This is a genomic window from Actinospineispora acaciae DSM 45401, assembly GCF_000620785.1.
Classification (GTDB): domain Bacteria; phylum Actinomycetota; class Actinomycetes; order Mycobacteriales; family Pseudonocardiaceae; genus Pseudonocardia; species Pseudonocardia acaciae.
Genome location: NZ_JIAI01000002.1, coordinates 1,266,240 through 1,283,165 on the forward strand (window position 1 = coordinate 1,266,240; position 16,926 = coordinate 1,283,165).

The 16,926-nt window shown below is 73.9% G+C and carries 16 protein-coding genes; 11 read left to right on the forward strand and 5 right to left on the reverse strand.

The genetic code is table 11. From position 1 onward, the window contains the following. Positions 1–32 precede the first annotated feature (32 nt). A complete protein-coding gene (locus tag N912_RS0115755; protein WP_028923189.1) occupies positions 33–2,516 on the forward strand; it encodes an ATP-dependent Clp protease ATP-binding subunit in 2,484 nt (827 codons plus the stop codon). A 28-nt stretch (positions 2,517–2,544) separates the two neighbouring features. Continuing rightward, positions 2,545–3,168: a DUF1345 domain-containing protein gene (locus tag N912_RS0115760; protein WP_211261244.1), complete on the forward strand. Its 624-nt coding sequence runs from the start codon at positions 2,545–2,547 to the stop codon at positions 3,166–3,168. Here N912_RS0115760 and N912_RS0115765 read toward each other — a convergent pair whose 3' ends face one another. After that, on the reverse strand, positions 3,169–3,435 hold the full coding sequence (locus tag N912_RS0115765; protein WP_028923191.1) for an HPr family phosphocarrier protein: 267 nt from the start codon (positions 3,433–3,435) through the stop codon (positions 3,169–3,171). 81 nt (positions 3,436–3,516) lie between these two features. Between N912_RS0115765 and ptsP the strand changes: the two genes are divergently transcribed. Further along, a complete protein-coding gene (ptsP, locus tag N912_RS0115770; protein ID WP_028923192.1) occupies positions 3,517–5,181 on the forward strand; it encodes a phosphoenolpyruvate--protein phosphotransferase in 1,665 nt (554 codons plus the stop codon). 3 nt (positions 5,182–5,184) lie between these two features. Here ptsP and N912_RS0115775 read toward each other — a convergent pair whose 3' ends face one another. After that, complete coding sequence (locus tag N912_RS0115775; RefSeq protein ID WP_028923193.1) at positions 5,185–5,943, reverse strand: DeoR/GlpR family DNA-binding transcription regulator; 759 nt, start codon at positions 5,941–5,943, stop codon at positions 5,185–5,187. Positions 5,944–6,081: 138 nt separating this feature from the next. Between N912_RS0115775 and N912_RS0115780 the strand changes: the two genes are divergently transcribed. The 5 genes from N912_RS0115780 (at position 6,082) to cutA (ending at position 10,191) form a co-directional block, all read left to right on the forward strand. Then, positions 6,082–7,686, forward strand: coding sequence for a PTS system mannose/fructose/sorbose family transporter subunit IID (locus N912_RS0115780; protein ID WP_028923194.1), 1,605 nt, complete (start codon positions 6,082–6,084; stop codon positions 7,684–7,686). Then, positions 7,673–8,089, forward strand: coding sequence for a PTS sugar transporter subunit IIA (locus N912_RS0115785; RefSeq protein WP_028923195.1), 417 nt, complete (start codon positions 7,673–7,675; stop codon positions 8,087–8,089). The genes N912_RS0115780 and N912_RS0115785 overlap by 14 nt, the downstream gene beginning before the upstream one ends. Before the next feature lie 11 nt (positions 8,090–8,100). Next, on the forward strand, positions 8,101–8,580 hold the full coding sequence (locus N912_RS0115790; protein ID WP_156993601.1) for a PTS sugar transporter subunit IIB: 480 nt from the start codon (positions 8,101–8,103) through the stop codon (positions 8,578–8,580). Further along, the gene (locus N912_RS0115795; RefSeq protein WP_028923197.1) at positions 8,577–9,683 is read left to right on the forward strand and encodes an SIS domain-containing protein; all 1,107 of its coding nucleotides are present in this window, start codon (positions 8,577–8,579) and stop codon (positions 9,681–9,683) included. The genes N912_RS0115790 and N912_RS0115795 overlap by 4 nt, the downstream gene beginning before the upstream one ends. Positions 9,684–9,867: 184 nt before the next feature. Continuing rightward, a complete protein-coding gene (cutA, locus tag N912_RS0115800; protein WP_028923198.1) occupies positions 9,868–10,191 on the forward strand; it encodes a divalent-cation tolerance protein CutA in 324 nt (107 codons plus the stop codon). Positions 10,192–10,270: 79 nt separating this feature from the next. On the opposite strand, the gene N912_RS0115805 is transcribed toward cutA, so the two are convergent. Next, entirely contained in the window at positions 10,271–11,614 is a 1,344-nt protein-coding gene (locus N912_RS0115805; RefSeq protein WP_028923199.1) for an MFS transporter, read from the reverse strand. Between the two features lie 76 nt (positions 11,615–11,690). Here N912_RS0115805 and N912_RS52180 point away from each other — a divergent pair, with 76 nt between their 5' ends. From N912_RS52180 to N912_RS0115820, 3 genes are read left to right on the forward strand one after another with little or no spacing between them, the layout of a single operon-like run. Next, positions 11,691–12,200 carry a MarR family winged helix-turn-helix transcriptional regulator gene (locus tag N912_RS52180; protein ID WP_084210951.1) on the forward strand — a complete coding sequence of 170 codons (510 nt, stop codon included), beginning with the start codon at positions 11,691–11,693 and terminating at the stop codon, positions 12,198–12,200. Beyond that, on the forward strand, positions 12,172–13,590 hold the full coding sequence (locus N912_RS0115815) for a 3' terminal RNA ribose 2'-O-methyltransferase Hen1 (RefSeq protein ID WP_028923200.1): 1,419 nt from the start codon (positions 12,172–12,174) through the stop codon (positions 13,588–13,590). The genes N912_RS52180 and N912_RS0115815 overlap by 29 nt, the downstream gene beginning before the upstream one ends. Further along, entirely contained in the window at positions 13,587–16,109 is a 2,523-nt protein-coding gene (locus N912_RS0115820; protein ID WP_028923201.1) for a polynucleotide kinase-phosphatase, read from the forward strand. Before N912_RS0115815 ends, N912_RS0115820 begins: the two co-directional genes overlap by 4 nt. Here N912_RS0115820 and N912_RS0115825 read toward each other — a convergent pair. Both N912_RS0115825 and N912_RS52185 read right to left on the reverse strand, forming a co-directional pair. Next, a complete protein-coding gene (locus N912_RS0115825) occupies positions 16,106–16,438 on the reverse strand; it encodes a cupin domain-containing protein (RefSeq protein ID WP_028923202.1) in 333 nt (110 codons plus the stop codon). The two genes, N912_RS0115820 and N912_RS0115825, sit on opposite strands and share 4 nt — an antisense overlap. Further along, the gene (locus tag N912_RS52185; protein WP_245645289.1) at positions 16,417–16,860 is read right to left on the reverse strand and encodes a winged helix-turn-helix transcriptional regulator; all 444 of its coding nucleotides are present in this window, start codon (positions 16,858–16,860) and stop codon (positions 16,417–16,419) included. The genes N912_RS0115825 and N912_RS52185 overlap by 22 nt, the downstream gene beginning before the upstream one ends. Between the last annotated feature and the right edge of the window lie 66 nt (positions 16,861–16,926).

A 16,926-nucleotide genomic window follows, 5' to 3' on the forward strand; every position in this document is an offset into this window, starting at 1 on the left:
TGGGGCAGGGGGCGGACGAGCGGAGGTAGGCGATGAGCGTGGACCCCTTCGGGGCCGATTTCGGGTTTGACGAGATCCTCAACCGCTTCTTCCGGGGTGACCCGTTCGGGGGTCGTCGGCAGGTGCAGTCGGTGGACCTGTCGCGGCTGTTGTCCGACCGGTCCCGCGAGCTGGTGGCGCGCGCCGCCGAGCAGGCCCAGCAGTGGGGGAACTCGGACGTCGACACCGAGCACCTGCTCTGGGCGGCGACCCAGCTGCCCGCCACCCGGGAGCTGTTGGAGAGGGCCGGGGCCGAGCCGGACGCGCTGGCCGAGCGGATGCAAGCGGTTGCCGAACAGGAGGAGGCGGGCGCGGGCGCGCCGGTCAGCGGCGAGGGGGTACGGCTGACACCGGCGGCCAAGCGGGCGCTGCTGGACGCGCACGCCCAGTCCCGCGCCGCCGGGGCCTCCTACATCGGGCCGGAGCACGTGCTGCTGGGGTTGGCGGCGAACCCGGACACCCCGGCCGGGCAGGCGCTGCGCCAGCTCGGGCGGATCGACACCGGGCCGGCCGCCAGCGGTGAGCCTGGGTCGACGACCCCGACCCTGGACGAGTACGGACGGGACCTGACCGCCGCCGCGCGCGACGGGCGGCTGGACCCGGTGGTGGGGCGGGAGTCCGAGGTCGAGCAGACCCTGGAGGTGCTGTCCCGGCGCACCAAGAACAACCCGGTGCTCATCGGCGAGGCCGGGGTGGGCAAGACGGCGATCGTGGAGGGCATCGCGCAGCGGATCGTCAACAACGACGTGCCGGAGACCGTCGCCGGCAAGCGGGTCATCGCGCTGGACCTGGGCGCGCTGGTGGCGGGCAGCAAGTACCGGGGCGAGTTCGAGGAGCGGCTGAAGAAGGTCATCGACGAGGTGCGCGCCGCCGAGGGCGAGGTGGTGCTGTTCATCGACGAGCTGCACACCGTGGTCGGCGCCGGCTCGGCGGAGGGCGCTGGGTCGTCTCTGGACGCCGGCAACCTGCTCAAACCGGCCCTGGCCCGTGGCGAGCTGCACGTCGTGGGCGCCACCACCATCGACGAGTACCGCCGCTACATCGAGAAGGACGCCGCGCTGGAGCGGCGCTTCCAGCCGATCCTGGTGCCCGAGCCGTCGGTCGAGGACACCATCGAGATCCTCAAGGGGCTGGCCGACCGCTACGAGGCGCACCACCAGGTGCGGCTGGGCTCCGAGGCGCTGGTCGCGGCGGCCGAGCTGTCCGACCGCTACATCACCGGCCGCTGCCTGCCGGACAAGGCGATCGACCTGGTCGACCAGGCCGGCGCCCGGGTGCGGCTGCGCTCGCGGACGCCGGCGCCGGACACGAAGGGGCTGGAGGAGCACCTGGGCCGGCTGCACCGGGAGAAGGACAGCGCGGTCGCCGCCGAGGACTACGAGCGGGCCGGTGACGTCAAGGCGGAGATCGGCGAGGTCGAAGAGCAGTTGGAGGAGGCGCGGTCGGCGGGCCGGTCGGTGCCGGAGGTGACCGTCGAGGACATCGCCGAGGTGGTCTCGCGCGCCACCGGCATCCCGGTCTCGCAGCTCACCGCCGAGGAGCGCGAGCGGCTGCTGCATCTGGGGGAGTACCTGCACGAGCGGGTGATCGGCCAGGACGAGGCGGTGGAGGCCGTCGCCGAGGCGGTGCGCCAGTCCCGCGCCGGGCTCACCGACCCGCGCCGGCCGGTGGGCTCGTTCCTGTTCCTGGGTCCGACCGGGGTGGGCAAGACCGAGCTGGCCCGCGCGCTGGCCGAGGCGCTGTTCGGCGACGAGGACCGGTTGGTGCGCTTCGACATGAGCGAGTTCCAGGAGAAGCACACGGTGTCCCGGCTGCTCGGCGCGCCGCCGGGGTACGTCGGGTACGAGGAGGCCGGGCAGCTCACCGAGGCGGTGCGACGGCGCCCGTACGCGGTGCTGTTGTTCGACGAGATCGAGAAGGCGCATCCGGACCTGTTCAACACGCTGCTGCAGGTGCTCGACGACGGCCGGCTGACCGATGCCCAGGGCCGCACCGCCGACTTCTCCCACGCAGTGATCATCATGACCAGCAACCTGGGGGCGGACCTCATCCTGGGTGCCGGGGGAGACGTCGAACCGGTGCGCGAGCGGCTGATGGGGCTGCTGCGCCAGCAGTTCCGGCCGGAGTTCCTCAACCGCATCGACGAGATCATCGTGTTCCACGGCCTGGACCGCCGCGAGCTGCACCGGATCACCGAGCTGATGCTGGTGTCCACCCGGCGGCGGCTGCACGCCCAGGACGTCACGCTGGAGGTGTCCGACCAGGCGCTGGACTGGCTGGCGAACACCGGCTACCAACCCGAGTTCGGGGCGCGGCCGTTGCGCCGCACGCTGCGTCGGGAGCTGGACAAGCCGCTGGCGCGGATGCTGCTGGCCGGGGAGATCACCCCGGGCGACACGGTGCGGGTGGACTGCGCGGACGGTCGGCTGGATCTTGCGGTGGCCGACCGGACGCCGGTGGGGAGTGCGGCCGGCTAGACACTAGTGTCTGGCCATGCGTAGGTGGTTGCCGCTGTCGGCGGTCGCCCGGCTGGCCGGTGCGGTTGTTGTCGGGGCGGTTGTCGGCGTGGTCGTCGGAATTGCGGCGGGCGTGCCGTTGGGGGTTCTCTCCGGTATCGCGACGACCGCGGCGGCTTTTGTTGTGGCCGGGTGGACGGTGCTGTGGCCGATGGACGCGGCGACCACCCGTCGGAATGTCTCCCGTGAGGACTTCCGGCCGGTCGCCGAGGAGCTGGTCGTCGTCGGGGCCGCGCTTGCGGGGTTGATCATGATCGTGGTTTTGCTGGTCAGCGGGCGTTCGGAGTCCGGGCATGCCACGGCCGCGACGGCGCTGGCCGGGGTGTTCACCGCGTGGGCGGCGTTGCATCTGATGTATGCCACGCGGTATGCGTACCTTTATTATGCGGAGACCGAGGGCGGCATCGACTTCAACTCCCAGGAGTCGCCGACGTACCGTGACTTTCTGTATTTCAGCTACAACCTCGGCATGACGTATCAGGTGTCGGACACCGGGGTTTCGAGTACGACGATTCGAGCGGTGGTGTTACGGCACTGCCTGTTGTCCTACGTGTTCGGGACGGTCATTCTGGCCACCACGATCAACCTGGTCGCCGGGATCGTCACCGGTTGATCACTCGTCGAGCTCGCGGGCGAGCAGGGCGGCGAGGTCGTCGAGCGCTGGCTCGGCGCCGTCGCCCTCGGCGGAGAGGGTCACCAGGTCGCCATGCTGGACGCCCAGGGTGAGCAGGCTGATCAGGCTGCGGGCGCTGACCGGGGGTTTTCCGTTGGCCGCGACCCGGACCGGGACGGGCGCGGCGGCGGCCGCCTTGGCGAAGACCGCGGCCGGCCGGGCGTGCAGGCCGACCTTGGACGCGACGCGAACCTGACGTTCGATCATGGACAAACCTCCGGGGGTCGTTGCGGGCCGACTATCGCCGGTCGGGTTCGTGAATGGCAAGCGCGGGGCATGATGGCGGCCATGTCTCAGGTACTGCGCGGCATCGGAGTCAGCCCCGGCGCGGCGTCCGGGCCGGTGGTCCGGCTCGCCCCGCCGCCGCCCGACCCGGACCCCGGGCCGTCGGGGGGTGTTCCGGCGCAGGACACCGCGCGGGCGGTGGGGGCGCTCGCGGAGGTGGCGCGGCTGCTGCGGGCTCGGGGGGAGGCGGCCGGCGGCGGTGCCGAGGACGTGCTGGAGGCGACGGCCATGATGGCCGAGGACCCCGAGCTGGCGGCGCGCGTCGAGGCGCTGGTGGGTGAGGGGCGCACGGCCGCTCGGGCGGTGCACGAGGCGCTGGTCGAGTTCGCCGAGTCGCTGCGGGCGGTGGGTGGCTACCTGGGCGAGCGGGTGGCCGACCTGGAGGACGTGCGGATGCGCGCGGTCGCGCTGCTGACCGGCGCGCCGATGCCCGGGGTGCCCACGCTGGCCCGGCCGTCGGTGCTGGTCGCCCGCGACCTCGCGCCGGCCGACACCGCCGTGCTCGACCCGGCCAGGGTGCTCGGTTTCGTCACCGAGCTGGGCACCCCGACCAGCCACACCGCGATCCTGGCCAAGCAGCTCGGGATCCCGGCGGTGGTCGGCTGCCCGGGCGCGGCGGCGCTGGCCGACGGGGTCACCGTGGCCGTCGACGGGTCCGCCGGCGAGGTGACCGTCGACCCGCCCGCCGCCACGCTGGCCAGGGTGGCCGCCCGGAGCGCGACCCGGGCCGTCACCGATGCCGACACCGGACCCGGGCGGACCGCCGACGGCCTGCCGGTCGCGCTGCTGGTGAACGTGGGGACTGTCGCGGACGCGCGCGCCGCCGCGACCGTCCCGTCCGAGGGCGTCGGCCTGTTCAGAACCGAGATGCTCTACCTCAGCCGGCACACGCCGCCGCCGGTGTCGGTGCAGGTCGAGGCGTACCGGGCGGTGCTGGACGCGTTCGCCGGGCGCAAGGTCGTCATCCGCACCCTGGACGCGGGCGCGGACAAGCCGTTGCCGTTCCTGGATCAAGGTGACGAGGCGAACCCCGCGCTCGGGGTGCGCGGGCTGCGGGTGGCGCGCCGGCGGCCCGAGCTGCTGGACGACCAGCTCGCCGCGATCGCCGAGGCCGCCGCCGGCCGCGAGGCGCAGGCCTGGGTGATGGCGCCGATGGTGTCCACCCCGGCCGAGGCCTCGACCTTCGTCGAACGCGCCCGGGCGGCCGGTCTGCCGACCGTCGGGGCGATGATCGAGGTGCCGGCCGCCGCGCTGCACGCCTCCCGCCTGCTGCGGCACTGCGACTTCGTCAGCCTCGGCACCAACGACCTGGCCCAGTACTGCCTCGCCGCAGACCGGATGCAGGGCGCGCTGGCCGATCTGCTCGACATCTGGCAGCCCGCCCCGCTGGAGCTGATCGCGATGACCGCCGACGCCGGCCGCCTGGCGAACCGTCCGGTCGGGGTGTGCGGGGAGGCGGCCGGCGATCCCCTGATGGCGCTCGTGCTCGTCGGCCTGGGCGTCACCAGCCTGTCCATGGCGCCGGCGTCCCTGCCGCTGGTCAGGCGCGCGCTCGCAACCCACACCGTCGCCGAATGCCAGGCCATGGCGGGAGCGGCCCGGGAGGCCGACGACCCGGCGGCCGCCCGCGACGCCGTCCGCCAACTCGCCTCACCCGAGCTGCTGTGAGCCCTATTCGGTGACGACGCCAACCCCGGCGTCATCGATCTTGTCCCGAAGCTCGGGATCCACGTCGTCGGCGGTGAGCAGCTCGGCCACCTCGGCGAGCGGGCAGATCCGCGCGAACGCCGTGCGGCCCACCTGCGGGGCGTCGAACACCGCGACCGCGCGCCGCGAGACGTCCCTGAACACCCGCGCGGCGTGCGCGACCAGCGGATCCTCGGCGGTCAGGCCGGATTCCGGGTCGATCCCGTCGCCCCCGATGATCACCAGGTCGAGATGCACCTCGCGCAGGCTGGACTCGACCATCGGCCCGGTCAGCACCGGACTCCCCGAGAACGCCACGCCGCCGGTGACCATCACCGTCACGCCCTCGCGCAGCGACAGCTCGTGCGCCGCGTCGAGCTGGTTGGTCACCACCGTGAGCGACGCGCGCCCGGCCAGCGCCCGGGCTATCGCCACCGACAGCCCGCCCGCCGCCAGCCCGACCCGCGCTCCCTCCGGCACCCGCTCCGCGGCCAGCCGGCCGATCTCGAACCGCTCGGCCTGACGCCTCGCCGGCGCGCTGGGCAGCGACAACCCGACCGGCAGCGACCGCACGACCGCGCCGCCATGGGTCCGCGACAGCCAGCGCTGGGCCTCCAGGAACGACAGGTCGCGCCGCACCGACGCCTCGGAGACGCCCAGCCCGTGCGACAGCGCGGACACCGCCACGCTGCCGTCCTTCGCGAGGCGTTCCATGATCGCATGCAATCGATCAGAGCGACGCACGCGACGAGCATAACGAGCCGCGATCTACCGCCAAAACGAGCAGAACCGAGCAGATTGGTTGCCTGATTTTGCGCGGTGGTGTTACGTTGCGCTCTCCTTGAGCGCCGCCCTCGATGGCGAGGCGGTGAAAGGGGGGTCATGTCCGTCAGCCAGTCCCTCTTGCTCGCGTTCATCGCCGGGTTCGCCTACTTCACGCGGCGCTTCATGGGCGACCTGTTCCTGGAGCGCGCGGTCGTGCTCGGCCCGCTGACCGGGCTGATCCTCGGCGACCTCACCACCGGCCTGGTGGTCGGCGCCTCCCTGGAGCTGATCTTCATCGGGGCGGCCGACATCGGCGGTTCGGTGCCGCCCAACCTGCCCATCGGCAGCATCGTGGGCACCGCGCTGGCCATCGAGTCGGGCCTGCAACCGGCGCAGGCGCTGGTCATCGCGGTCCCGGCGGCGCTGCTCGGCTCGTTCGGGGAGCTGCTCGCCAAGGCCGTGAGCACCGTGTTCGTGAACGGCGCGGAGCGGTTCGCGGCGGCCGGCAACACCCGGGGGATATCGGCGATGTTGCACCTGGGCAACCTGGTGCACTTCCTGTGCATCGCGGTGCCCGCCTACCTCGGGCTCACCCTGGGCCACGACGTGGTGAGCGGGCTGGCCGCGAGCACCAAGGGGCCGATCGGCACCGGGCTCGCGGTGGCCGGCGCGGTGCTGCCCGCGCTCGGGTTCGCGCTGCTGATGAACAGCCTGGTCACCTCGGCGCTGATGCCGTTCTTCTTCATCGGCTTCCTGCTGGCCGCCTACACCGGCTTCGGCGTGCTCGGGGTGGCGCTGCTCGGCGTCATGATCGCCGCGCTGTGGATCAGCCGCCAGGGCGGGCTCACCCTGCTGCGGGCGGACGACGAGGATGCCGGCCGGTCCGGCGAGGTGGTGCCGGTGCGCGACCAGCGGCGGCTGTTCTGGCGTTCGTTCGCCACCCAGTCGGCGTTCAGCTTCGACCGCATGCAGGCGATCGGCTTCACCTGGGGGCTGATGCCGCTGCTCAAGCGGCTCTACCCGGAGCGGGCACGGCTCAGCGAGGCGCTGCGGCGCCACCTGGTCTTCTTCAACACCCACCCGTGGCTGCCCGGGCCGATCTACGCGCTGGTGGCCGAGATGGAGACCCGGCACGCCGCCGCGAAGGAACCCGAGGGCGTGAACGGTGCCGAGGCGGTCAACGTACAGACCATCCAGGGCGCCAAGGGCTCGCTGATGGGGCCGCTGGCCGGGGTGGGCGACTCGGCGATCCACGGCACGCTGCGCCCGATCTTCTCCGGCATCGGGGCCTCGCTGGGGATGCAGGCGAACTACCTGGCGCCGTTCGTGTTCCTGCTCCCGGTCAACGCCGTGCACCTGGTACTGCGCTGGCTGACTGTGCGGTGGGGTTTCCGGTGGGGGAGCCGGCTGTTCGAGCGGATGGACGCGGGCGCGCTGCGGCGGTTGATGGAGGGCGCCTCGATCACCGGCCTGATGGGCGTCGGCGCGCTGGTGGGCACCTGGCTGGTGATCAAGGTGCCGATCACGTACACCGAGGGCAAGGCGACGGTCAAGCTGCAGGAGATGCTCGATCACATCATGCCCAAGCTGGTCCCGCTGTTGATCACGCTGGCGGTGTTCTGGCTGGTCCGGCGGCGGGCGAACGCCGTGCTGGTGCTGATCGGGCTGGCCGTCGGCGGGTTCGCGCTCGGCGCGCTGGGGGTGCTCGGTGTCCCGTCCTGAGCCGCCCTCGGCCGGGGTTGTCGTCGCCGGCCACGGGGAGTTCGCCACCGGGCTGGCCAGCGCCGTCGAGGTGATCATCGGGCCGCAGGCCGCGTTCCGGGCGGTGGCGCTGGCCGAGCACGACTCGCCCGAGCGGTTCGGGGTATACCTGCTGGCGGCCGTCGAGGACGTGGACCGGGGCGCCGGCGTCCTCGTCCTGACCGACCTTCCCGGCGCCACCCCGTTCTCGGCCGCCGCCCGCGTCGCGCACGAGCGGCCGGGCGTGGAGGTGGTCAGCGGCGCGAACCTGCCGATGCTGCTGGAGGCGCTGACCCAACGCGACGGCCAGACCCTGGACGCGACTACCACCACCGCCGCAGATGCCGGCGCCCTCGGGATCCGCCGCTGGGCGCCGCCCGCCTGAAAGGAGTGTCCGTGCCGATCGCGATGGTGCGTGTCGACCATCGGCTGATACACGGCCAGGTCACGCTGGGCTGGTCCCGCGCCGTGCGCGCCGACGTGCTGCTGCTGGTCAGCGACCGGGTCGCGGCCAGCCCGCTGGACACCAGCCTGATGGAGATGGCCGCGCCGCCGGGTATCACCGTGCGGGTCTGGGACGTCGAGCGGGCGCGGGCGGCCGCGACCGGCGGCGACTGGCCGTCCGGCCGCACGCTGGTGCTGGTCGCCAACCCGCTGGACCTGGAACGGCTGGTCGAGGCCGGCCTCGACGTCACCGAGGTGAACATCGGCGGCGTGCGCTCCGACGGCGCCCGGCACAAGCTGACCAAGGAGGTGCACGCCACCGACGACGAGCTGGCCGCGTGGCGCCGGCTGGCCGGGCGCGGCATCAAGCTGTCCGTCCAATGGCTGCCCGGCCAGCGCCGCAAGCTGCTCAACGACGTGGTCGCCCCGTGACGACGACGGCCGGCCCTCGGTCGGCGCACCCGTTCCACATGTGGGACGGCATCCGCGCCATCCCCGACGCCCTGCGGGCCGAGCCCGCGTGGCTGGCCGAGGCCGAGGCGGCCGCCGGCGCGATGCTCACCCGCCCCGCCGTCGACCTGGTGGGCTGCGGGACCTCGTACTTCGCCGCGATCGCCATCGCGCACGTCGTCAACCAGGTCGCCGGCGTGCCGGCGCGCGCCCACAACGCCTTCGAGTACGCCGCCTACCCGCCGCCGCCCTCCGGGCGAGGCACGCTGGTCGCGATCTCCCACACCGGCACCACCCCGGACGTGGTGGCCGCCGTCGCCGCCCACGGCGACGCCGGACCGACGCTCGCGCTCACCGACGCCGCCGGCTCGCCGCTGGCCCAGGCCTGCGACCACGTCCTGGTCGAGCCCGGTGGCCTGGAGCCGGCCCTGACCAAGACCCGCAGCTACGCCACCACCCTGCGCCGGGGCTACGCGCTGGCGCTGGCGCTGGCCCGGCGCCTCGGCCGCCGCGCATCGGCACTGGAGCGGGCGCTGGACCGGGCCGGTGAGGCGGCCGCCGCCGCCCTCGCCGCCGCCGAGGCCGACGACTCGGGGGCCGCCGCCCGGTTCGCCTCGGCGCCGCGCGTCCTGGTCATCGGCGGCGGCCCCGAGCTGGCCACCGCGAACGAGGCCGCCCTGAAGATCACCGAAGCCGCGTCAGTGCACGCCGTGGCGCTGCAGGTGGAGGAGGCCGCGCACGGCGCCTGGGCCAGCACACGCCCCGGCGAGCTGGCCATCCTGCTGGCCCCCGCCGGCCCGACCGCCGCCCACGCCGACCGCGTCGCCCACGGCATGCGCACGCTCGGCGCGCACACCTGGATGCTCACCAACCGCGCCGCCCCGCCGGCCGAGGTGGACGCCCTCACCCGCCTCCCGGACCTGGACGAACCACTGATGCCGCTGGTGAGCGTGATCCCGCTGCAGGTCTTCGCCTATCGGCTGGCGCTGGCGCGCGGCCTCGACCCCGACACCATGGGCACCGACGACCCGCGCCGCTCGCAGGCCCGCACGATCATGCGCCGCTCGCTGGCTGCCCGTCCCTAGGAGGGTCCTGAACAATGCCGCTCGTCGCGAGCGGCGATCCAGCCGGATGCATCGCAAGGCTGTGTCTGATTCGGAGTCCCCGATACCGCTGTTGTATCGGGGGCGACGACAACGCCGCGAGGCGCCGGCTGGGCGCCGCGCAGCAGAGCATGCATTGTTCAGGGCGCTCCTAGAATTGCCGTCCATGGCCGCCGAGCACGTCATCGTCACCTCGACAACCGACAGCGAGCAGGCCGCCCGCGCGCTGGCCGCCGGCGCGATCGAGGCGAACCTCGGCGCCTGTGCCCAGGTGGTCGGGCCGATCACCAGCGTGTTCCGGTGGGAGGGTTCGGTCCAGACCGAGCAGGAGTGGCGCGTGGAGATCAAAACCGCCGCCGACCGGGTCGCGCCCCTGGTCGAGCACATCAAGGCCGCGCACGCCTACGACGTGCCGGAGATCATCGCGACCCCGATCACCGCCGGCAGCGCGGAGTACTTGACCTGGCTGGTGGACGAGACCCGGGGCTAGACGCTCACCCGGCGCACACCTACCTGGGCCGCCGCATACCCGCACCCCAACACGCTCTGCGAGACCCCGGCCAGCACCTTCACCGCAGCAGCGCGCTGAGCGCGGCGAGCGACACGCCGAGCCCCGCCGCGATGAGGAAGACCGCGTCGAAGCCGCCGGCCGTGGCCAGCACCGCCAGCCCGACCGACCCGCCCACCTGGCTGGCGGTGTTGGCCAGCCCGCCCGCGATCCCCGCGTCGGCGGCGGGGACGCCGGCGGTCGCGGCGGCCATCAGGGTGGGGAACACCAGCCCGATGCCGACCGCGACCAGCAGCGTCGGCCCGAGCACGCCCGCGAGGTAGCCGCTGCCCGCGTCCGCCCGGGCGAGCCAGCCGAAACCGGCCACGAAGCACCCGCAGCCGGCCAGCACCAGCGCCCGCACCCCGGTCGTCGGCAGCAGCGCGGCGGCCAGGCGCGCGATCACCACGAACGTCACCGCCGCCGGCGTCTGCCCCAGCCCGGCCGCCAGCGCGCTGTAGCCGAGCACGTTCTGCAGCAACAGCGACGTGAAGTACCACATCGCGATCGCGATCCCGCCGAACAGCAGCAGCATGCCGTTGCCGACGGCCACGTTCCGGACCCTGAACAGCCGAAGCGGCATCATCGGCCGGGCCGCGACCCGGGCCTGCACCACGGCGAACCCGACGAGCAGCAGCACCCCCGCCCCGACCGGCACGAGCACCTCCGAGGACGTCCAGCCGTGCTCGGCGCCGCCCATGACCCCGTAGACCAGCGCGCCCAGCCCCGCCGTCCCGGTGAGCGCTCCGGCCAGGTCGAGCGGCTCCCGCCGGCCCGTTCGGGCGCCGGCCAGCGCGGTCGCGGCCACCGCGACCAGCACCGCGCCGATCGGCACGTTGATCAGGAAGACCCACCGCCAGGACAGGCCGGTGGTCAGCGCGCCGCCCGCGAGCGCCCCGGCCATCCCGCCCACGCCGCCCGAGGCCGACCACGCCCCGAACGCACGGGCCCGCGCGCGCCCCTCGGTGAAGCTGGTGTTGATCACGGCCAGCGTCGCCGGGGCCAGCACCGCCGCCCCCACGCCCTGCGCGACGCGGGCCGCCACCAGCACATGCGGCGCGGTCGCCAGGCCGCCGACCAGGCTCGCGGCGGAGAACAGCACCAGCCCGGCGGCCAGCGCCCGCCGATGCCCGAACAGGTCAGAGGCTCGCCCGCCCAGCAGCATGAAGCCGGCGAAGGTGAACAGGTAGCCGTTCACCACCCAGGCCAGGCCGGTGGCGGTGAAGCCGAGGTCGCGCTGGACGGACGGCAGGGCGACGTTCACGATGGACGCGTCCAAGATCACCATGAACTGGCAGGCGCAGGCCAGCGCCAGGACCGTCCAGGTGGGTCCGACGCGGCCGCGGGTCAGGGCTGGTTCGGTCACCGCGGGCTCCCTTGTCCTGAAAGATTAGTTATGCGCATAATGTTATGCGCATAACGAACCTGTCAAGGAGCCGTCCGTGGACTTCGAGCAAGCCGATGCCGTCAACCAGGCCATCCGCCTGCTGAGCCTGCGCCACCGGGCCAGGGCGGCGGCGCTGCTGTCCCCGCTGGGCCTGCACCCCGGCCAGGAGGCGCTGCTGCTCGAGCTGGCCCGGACCGGCCCGATGATCCAGGCGCAGCTCAGCGAGGCGCTCGGCTGCGAGCCGCCCAGCGTCACGCTCATGACCCGCAAGCTGGAGGCCTCCGGCCACATCCGCCGCGGTCCCGCCCCGTCCGACCGGCGCGCCACCGTCGTCGAGCTCACCGACAGCGGCCGCGCACTGGCCGACCAGGTCAAACGCCTGTGGTGCGCGCTGGCCGAGGAGACCGTGACCGGCCTGCCCGCCCGGACCGTGGCCGAGCTGCCCGGCCTGCTCACGGCGCTGACCGACAACGTCGACACCCGGCGGGCGGGCAAAGTCCGTGGCGGCGTCGCACCACCGCCGAGATACTCCAGCCGTGTTCCTGACGATCTCGACCACGGGTAGCGACGAGCGACCGGCCACCGACCTCGGGTTCCTGCTGCACAAGCATCCCGACCGGGCGCAGCGGTTCGCGACCGCGCACGGGGACGCGCACGTGTTCTACCCCGAGGCGTCCGCGTCGCGCTGCCGGGCCGCGCTGCTGCTGGAGGTCGACCCGGTCGCGCTGGCCCGAGCGGGCGCTCCGGACGGCGCCCGGTACGTCAACGACCGGCCGTATGCCGCGTCCTCGCTGCTGGCGGTGGCGCTGCGCACGGTGTTCGGCACCGCGCTGCGGGGCGAGTGCCGGGAGATGCCGGAGCGCGCCGCCGAGCCGCTGCCGCTGCGCATCGAGGTGCCCGCGTTGCCCGCGCGCGGCGGCGCCGAGCTGGTGCGGCGGCTGTTCGAGCCGCTGGGCTGGACGGTGCTGGCCGAGCCGGTCGCGTTGGACCGCCGGTTCCCGGAGTGGGGCGAGTCGCGCTACGTGCGGCTGGAGCTGGCCGGGGAACTGCGGCTGGCCGACGCGCTGCGCCACCTGTACGTGCTGATGCCGGTGCTGGACGGCGCCAAGCACTACTGGGCGGCCCCGGACGAGGTGGACAAGCTGCTGCGGATGGGGGAGGGGTGGCTGGCCACCCACCCGGAGCGGGGGCTGATCACCAACAGGTACCTGATGCGGCGCCGCGCGCTGACCGAGCGGGCGCGCGAACGGCTGGAGCTGGCCAGGCTCGCGGAGTCCGACGACGCCGGCGCCGACGAGATCGACAACGCGGTCGACGAGGACACCGACACCGAGGAGCGGCCGGTCCCGCTGGCCGTGCGGCGCCGCGAGGCGATCCTGGGCGCGCTGGCCGAGGCGGGCGCGGCCCGGGTGCTCGACCTGGGCTGCGGGCAGGGCCAGCTGCTGCGCGAGCTGCTCAAGGACGCCCGCTACACCGAGATCGTGGGGATGGACGTCTCCGCGCGGGCGCTGGGCGCGGCCGCCCGCCGGCTGCGCCTGGACCGGATGAGCGAGCGGCGGGCGGCGCGGGTGCGGCTGCTGCAGGGCTCGCTGGCCTACACCGACGCGCGGCTGTCCGGCTACGACGCGGCGGTGCTCTGCGAGGTCGTCGAGCACGTGGACCCGCCCCGGCTGCCCGACCTGGAGTACGCCGTGTTCGGCGCCGCCCGGCCCCGCACGGTGCTGGTGACCACGCCGAACGTCGAGTACAACGTGCGCTACGAGACGCTGCCCGCCGGCCACGCGCGGCATCCCGACCACCGCTTCGAGTGGACCCGCGCGCAGTTCCGGGACTGGGCGGACGCGGTCGCACACCGCCACGGCTACCGCGTCGGCTACCGGCCGGTCGGGCCGGAGGACCCCGAGGTCGGGCCGTCCACCCAGATGGCCGTGTTCACCCTGGAGGTGGCCACATGACCCAGCTCGGCGTGCCGGACCTGTGCCTGGTCGTGCTGGTCGGCTGCACCGGCTCGGGCAAGTCCACCTTCGCCCGGACCCACTTCCGGTCCACCGAGGTCATCTCCTCGGACTTCTGCCGGGGCCTCGTCTCCGACGACGAGAACGACCAGACCGCGACCGGCGACGCCTTCGACGTGCTGCACTACATCGCCGGCAAGCGGCTCGCGGCCGGGCGGCTGACCGTGGTGGACGCCACGAACGTCCAGCCCGACGCGCGGCGACCGCTGGTGCGGCTGGCCCGCGAGCACGACGTGCTGCCGGTGGCCATCGTGCTCGACGTGCCGGAGCGGGTCTGCGCGGACCGCAACGCCGTCCGCCCCGACCGGGCGGACCTGCCCCGTCACGTCATCCCCCGCCAGCAGCGCGAGCTGCGCCGCTCGCTGCGGATGCTGGCCCGCGAGGGCTTCCGCAAGGTCCACCACCTGCGCGGCGTCGACCAGGTCGCGGCCGCCGAGATCGTGCGGGAGCGCCGCTACAACGACCTGCGGCACCTGGCCGGCCCGTTCGACATCGTCGGTGACGTGCACGGCTGCGCCACCGAGCTGGAGGCGCTGCTGGCCAAGCTCGGCTACGTCGACGGCGCGCACCCCGAGGGCCGCACCGCCGTGTTCGTCGGCGACCTGGTGGACCGCGGCCCGGACACCCCCGCCGTGCTGCGCCGGGTGATGGACATGGTCGACGCCGGCGCCGCGCTGTGCGTGCCGGGCAACCACGAGAACAAGCTGGGCCGCCACCTGTCCGGCCGCACGGTCCAGCTCACCCACGGCCTGGCCGACACCGTCGAGCAGCTGGAGCGCCACGGCGAGCCGTTCCGCGACCGGGTGCGGGCGTTCATCGACGGGCTGATCAGCCACTACGTGCTCGACGGCGGCGCGCTCGTGGTCTGCCACGCCGGGCTTCCGGAGCGCTACCACGGCCGCACCTCCGGGCGGGTGCGCTCGCACGCCCTGTACGGCGACACCACCGGGGAGACCGACGAGTTCGGGCTGCCGGTGCGCTACCCGTGGGCGGAGGACTACCGGGGGCGGGCGGCGGTGGTGTACGGACACACGCCGGTGCCGACCGCGAGCTGGGTCAACAACACGCTGTGCGTGGACACCGGCTGCGTGTTCGGCGGCCAGCTCACCGCGCTGCGCTGGCCGGAGCGCGAGCTGGTCGCGGTGCCCGCCGAGCGGGTCTGGTACGAGCCGGCCCGCCCGCTGGCGGACCCACCGGCCCGGGGCCCGCGCCCGCTGGACCTCGCCGACGTCACCGGCCGGCGGGTGGTGGAGACGGCCGAGCACGGCGGGGTGGCCGTCCGCGAGGAGAACGCCGCCGCCGCGCTGGAGGTGATGAGCCGGTTCGCCGTGGACCCCCGGCTGCTGGTGTACCTGCCGCCGACCATGGCGCCGTGCGCCACCTCCCGGCTGGACGGCCACCTGGAGCACCCGCACGAGGCGTTCGCCGGCTACCGGGAGGCCGGCGTGCGCGAGGTGGTGTGCGAGGAGAAGCACATGGGCTCGCGCGCGGTCGCGCTGGTCTGCCGGGACGCGGGCGTCGCCGCCGAGCGCTTCGGGGTCACCGACGGCGTCACGTCCGGCGCCGTGCACACCCGCACCGGCCGCCCGTTCTTCACCGACCCGGAGCTGACCGAGCGGCTGCTGGCCCGGCTGCGTGACGCGGTGGCCGGGGCCGGGCTGTGGGACGAGCTGGACACCGACTGGCTGTTGCTGGACGCCGAGCTGCTGCCCTGGTCGGTGAAGGCGATGGGGCTGCTGCGCGACCAGTACGCGGCCGTCGGGGCGGCGTCCGGCGCGGTGTTCCCGGGCGCGATCGCCGCCCTGGAAGCGGCCGCCGCCCGGGGCCCCGACGTGACCGAGCTGCTCGCCCGCCAGCGGGAGCGGGCGTCCGACGCGGCGGCGTTCACGGCCGCGTACGGCGGGTACTGCTGGCCGGTCGACGGGCTGGACGGGGTGCGGCTGGCCCCGTTCCAGATCCTGGCCGCGCGGGGCCGCACCCTTGCCGGCGTCCCGCACGACCGGCAGCTCGCGATGGTCGACAGGCTGGTCGCCTCGGACGCCAGTGGCCTGCTGCGCGGCACGGGGCGGATGGTCGTGGACGTGACCGACGAGTCGTCGATCGCGGCGGGGACCGACTGGTGGCTGGGCCTCACGGACGCCGGCGGCGAGGGGATGGTGGTCAAGCCGCTGGCCGCGCTGGTGCGGGCCGAGGACGGCCGGCTGGTGCAGCCCGGCGTGAAGTGCCGGGGCCGGGAGTACCTGCGGATCATCTACGGCCCGGAGTACGCCCGGCCGGCCCACCTGGACAAGCTGCGCTCGCGCGCCCTGGGCCGCAAGCGTTCGCTGGCGCTGCGGGAGTACGCGCTCGGCCTGGAGGCGCTGCGCCGGCTGGCGTCCGGGGAGCCGCTCTGGCGGGTCCACGAGGCGGTCTTCGCCGTGCTCGCGCTCGAGTCCGAGCCCGTCGACCCGCGTCTCTAGTGGCGCGTCGTGGTGGTGAGCAGCACCGCGGAGTCCTCCAGCGCGAGCAGGGCGTGCCGTTGCGGGGGGATGCTGATCAGGTCGCCGTCGCGGGCTTCCCAGCTGTCGTTCCCGGCGTCCAGGCGCACCCGCCCGCGCAGGACGTGCACGGTGGCCTCGCCGGGGCTGTCGTGCTCGGCCAGGCTGGAGCCGGCGGTGAGGGCGACCAGGGTCTGGCGCAGGGTGTGCTCGTGCCCGCCGTAGACGCTCTGGGCGCTGCGCCCGGAGCTCGCCTCGCGCGCCCGGGCCAGGTGGTCACGCGCGAGCGCTACCAGTGAGATCTTCCGCATGCGTTGCGCTCCTGTTCGCCGGTGTCGACCGTCCGAGCCGATCGTTGCGCACCACCCGGGGGTCGTTGTGACGAACTCACCGGTCCGGGGGAGGAACGCGCCCACTTCACCGACCACCGTTGAAGCGCAGAGATGGCCTCGCCGAGCTCGCGCCCGAGGTCGGTGAGCAGGTAGGAGCCGTCCGGCAGCCGTTGCGCCAGGCCGGACCGCTCGAGGTCGCGGATCCGGCGGTAGAGCACCGAGGACGACAGGCCCTCGCAGTTGGCCAGGATCGCCCGAGGGCCCAGCGGGCCGTCCCGCAGCTCCCACAGCAGCCGCAGCGTCCAGCGTCGCCCCAGCAGGTCCAAGGCCGCCATCAGGGGCCGGCCGGTTGTCGAGCCGCGGACCGGCTTACCCGGCTCGGGCGTGGTGGAACGGGCCACGTGCGGCATCTCCTGGTGTTGCTGAAAAAGAAACGATAGCATCCGACGGCGTTGCTGTTTTGAAAA

Excerpts from the sequence above, each read along its gene's own strand:
- ptsP (WP_028923192.1), top strand. The coding sequence starts at position 3,517 with ATGTCTCAGGTACTGCGCGGCATCGGAGTCAGCCCCGGCGCGGCGTCC.
- N912_RS0115780 (WP_028923194.1), top strand. The coding sequence starts at position 6,082 with ATGTCCGTCAGCCAGTCCCTCTTGCTCGCGTTCATCGCCGGGTTCGCC.
- N912_RS0115765 (WP_028923191.1), bottom strand. The coding sequence starts at position 3,435 with ATGATCGAACGTCAGGTTCGCGTCGCGTCCAAGGTCGGCCTGCACGCC.
- N912_RS0115820 (WP_028923201.1), top strand. The coding sequence starts at position 13,587 with ATGACCCAGCTCGGCGTGCCGGACCTGTGCCTGGTCGTGCTGGTCGGC.
- cutA (WP_028923198.1), top strand. The coding sequence starts at position 9,868 with ATGGCCGCCGAGCACGTCATCGTCACCTCGACAACCGACAGCGAGCAG.
- N912_RS0115755 (WP_028923189.1), top strand. The coding sequence starts at position 33 with ATGAGCGTGGACCCCTTCGGGGCCGATTTCGGGTTTGACGAGATCCTC.
- N912_RS0115825 (WP_028923202.1), bottom strand. The coding sequence starts at position 16,438 with ATGCGGAAGATCTCACTGGTAGCGCTCGCGCGTGACCACCTGGCCCGG.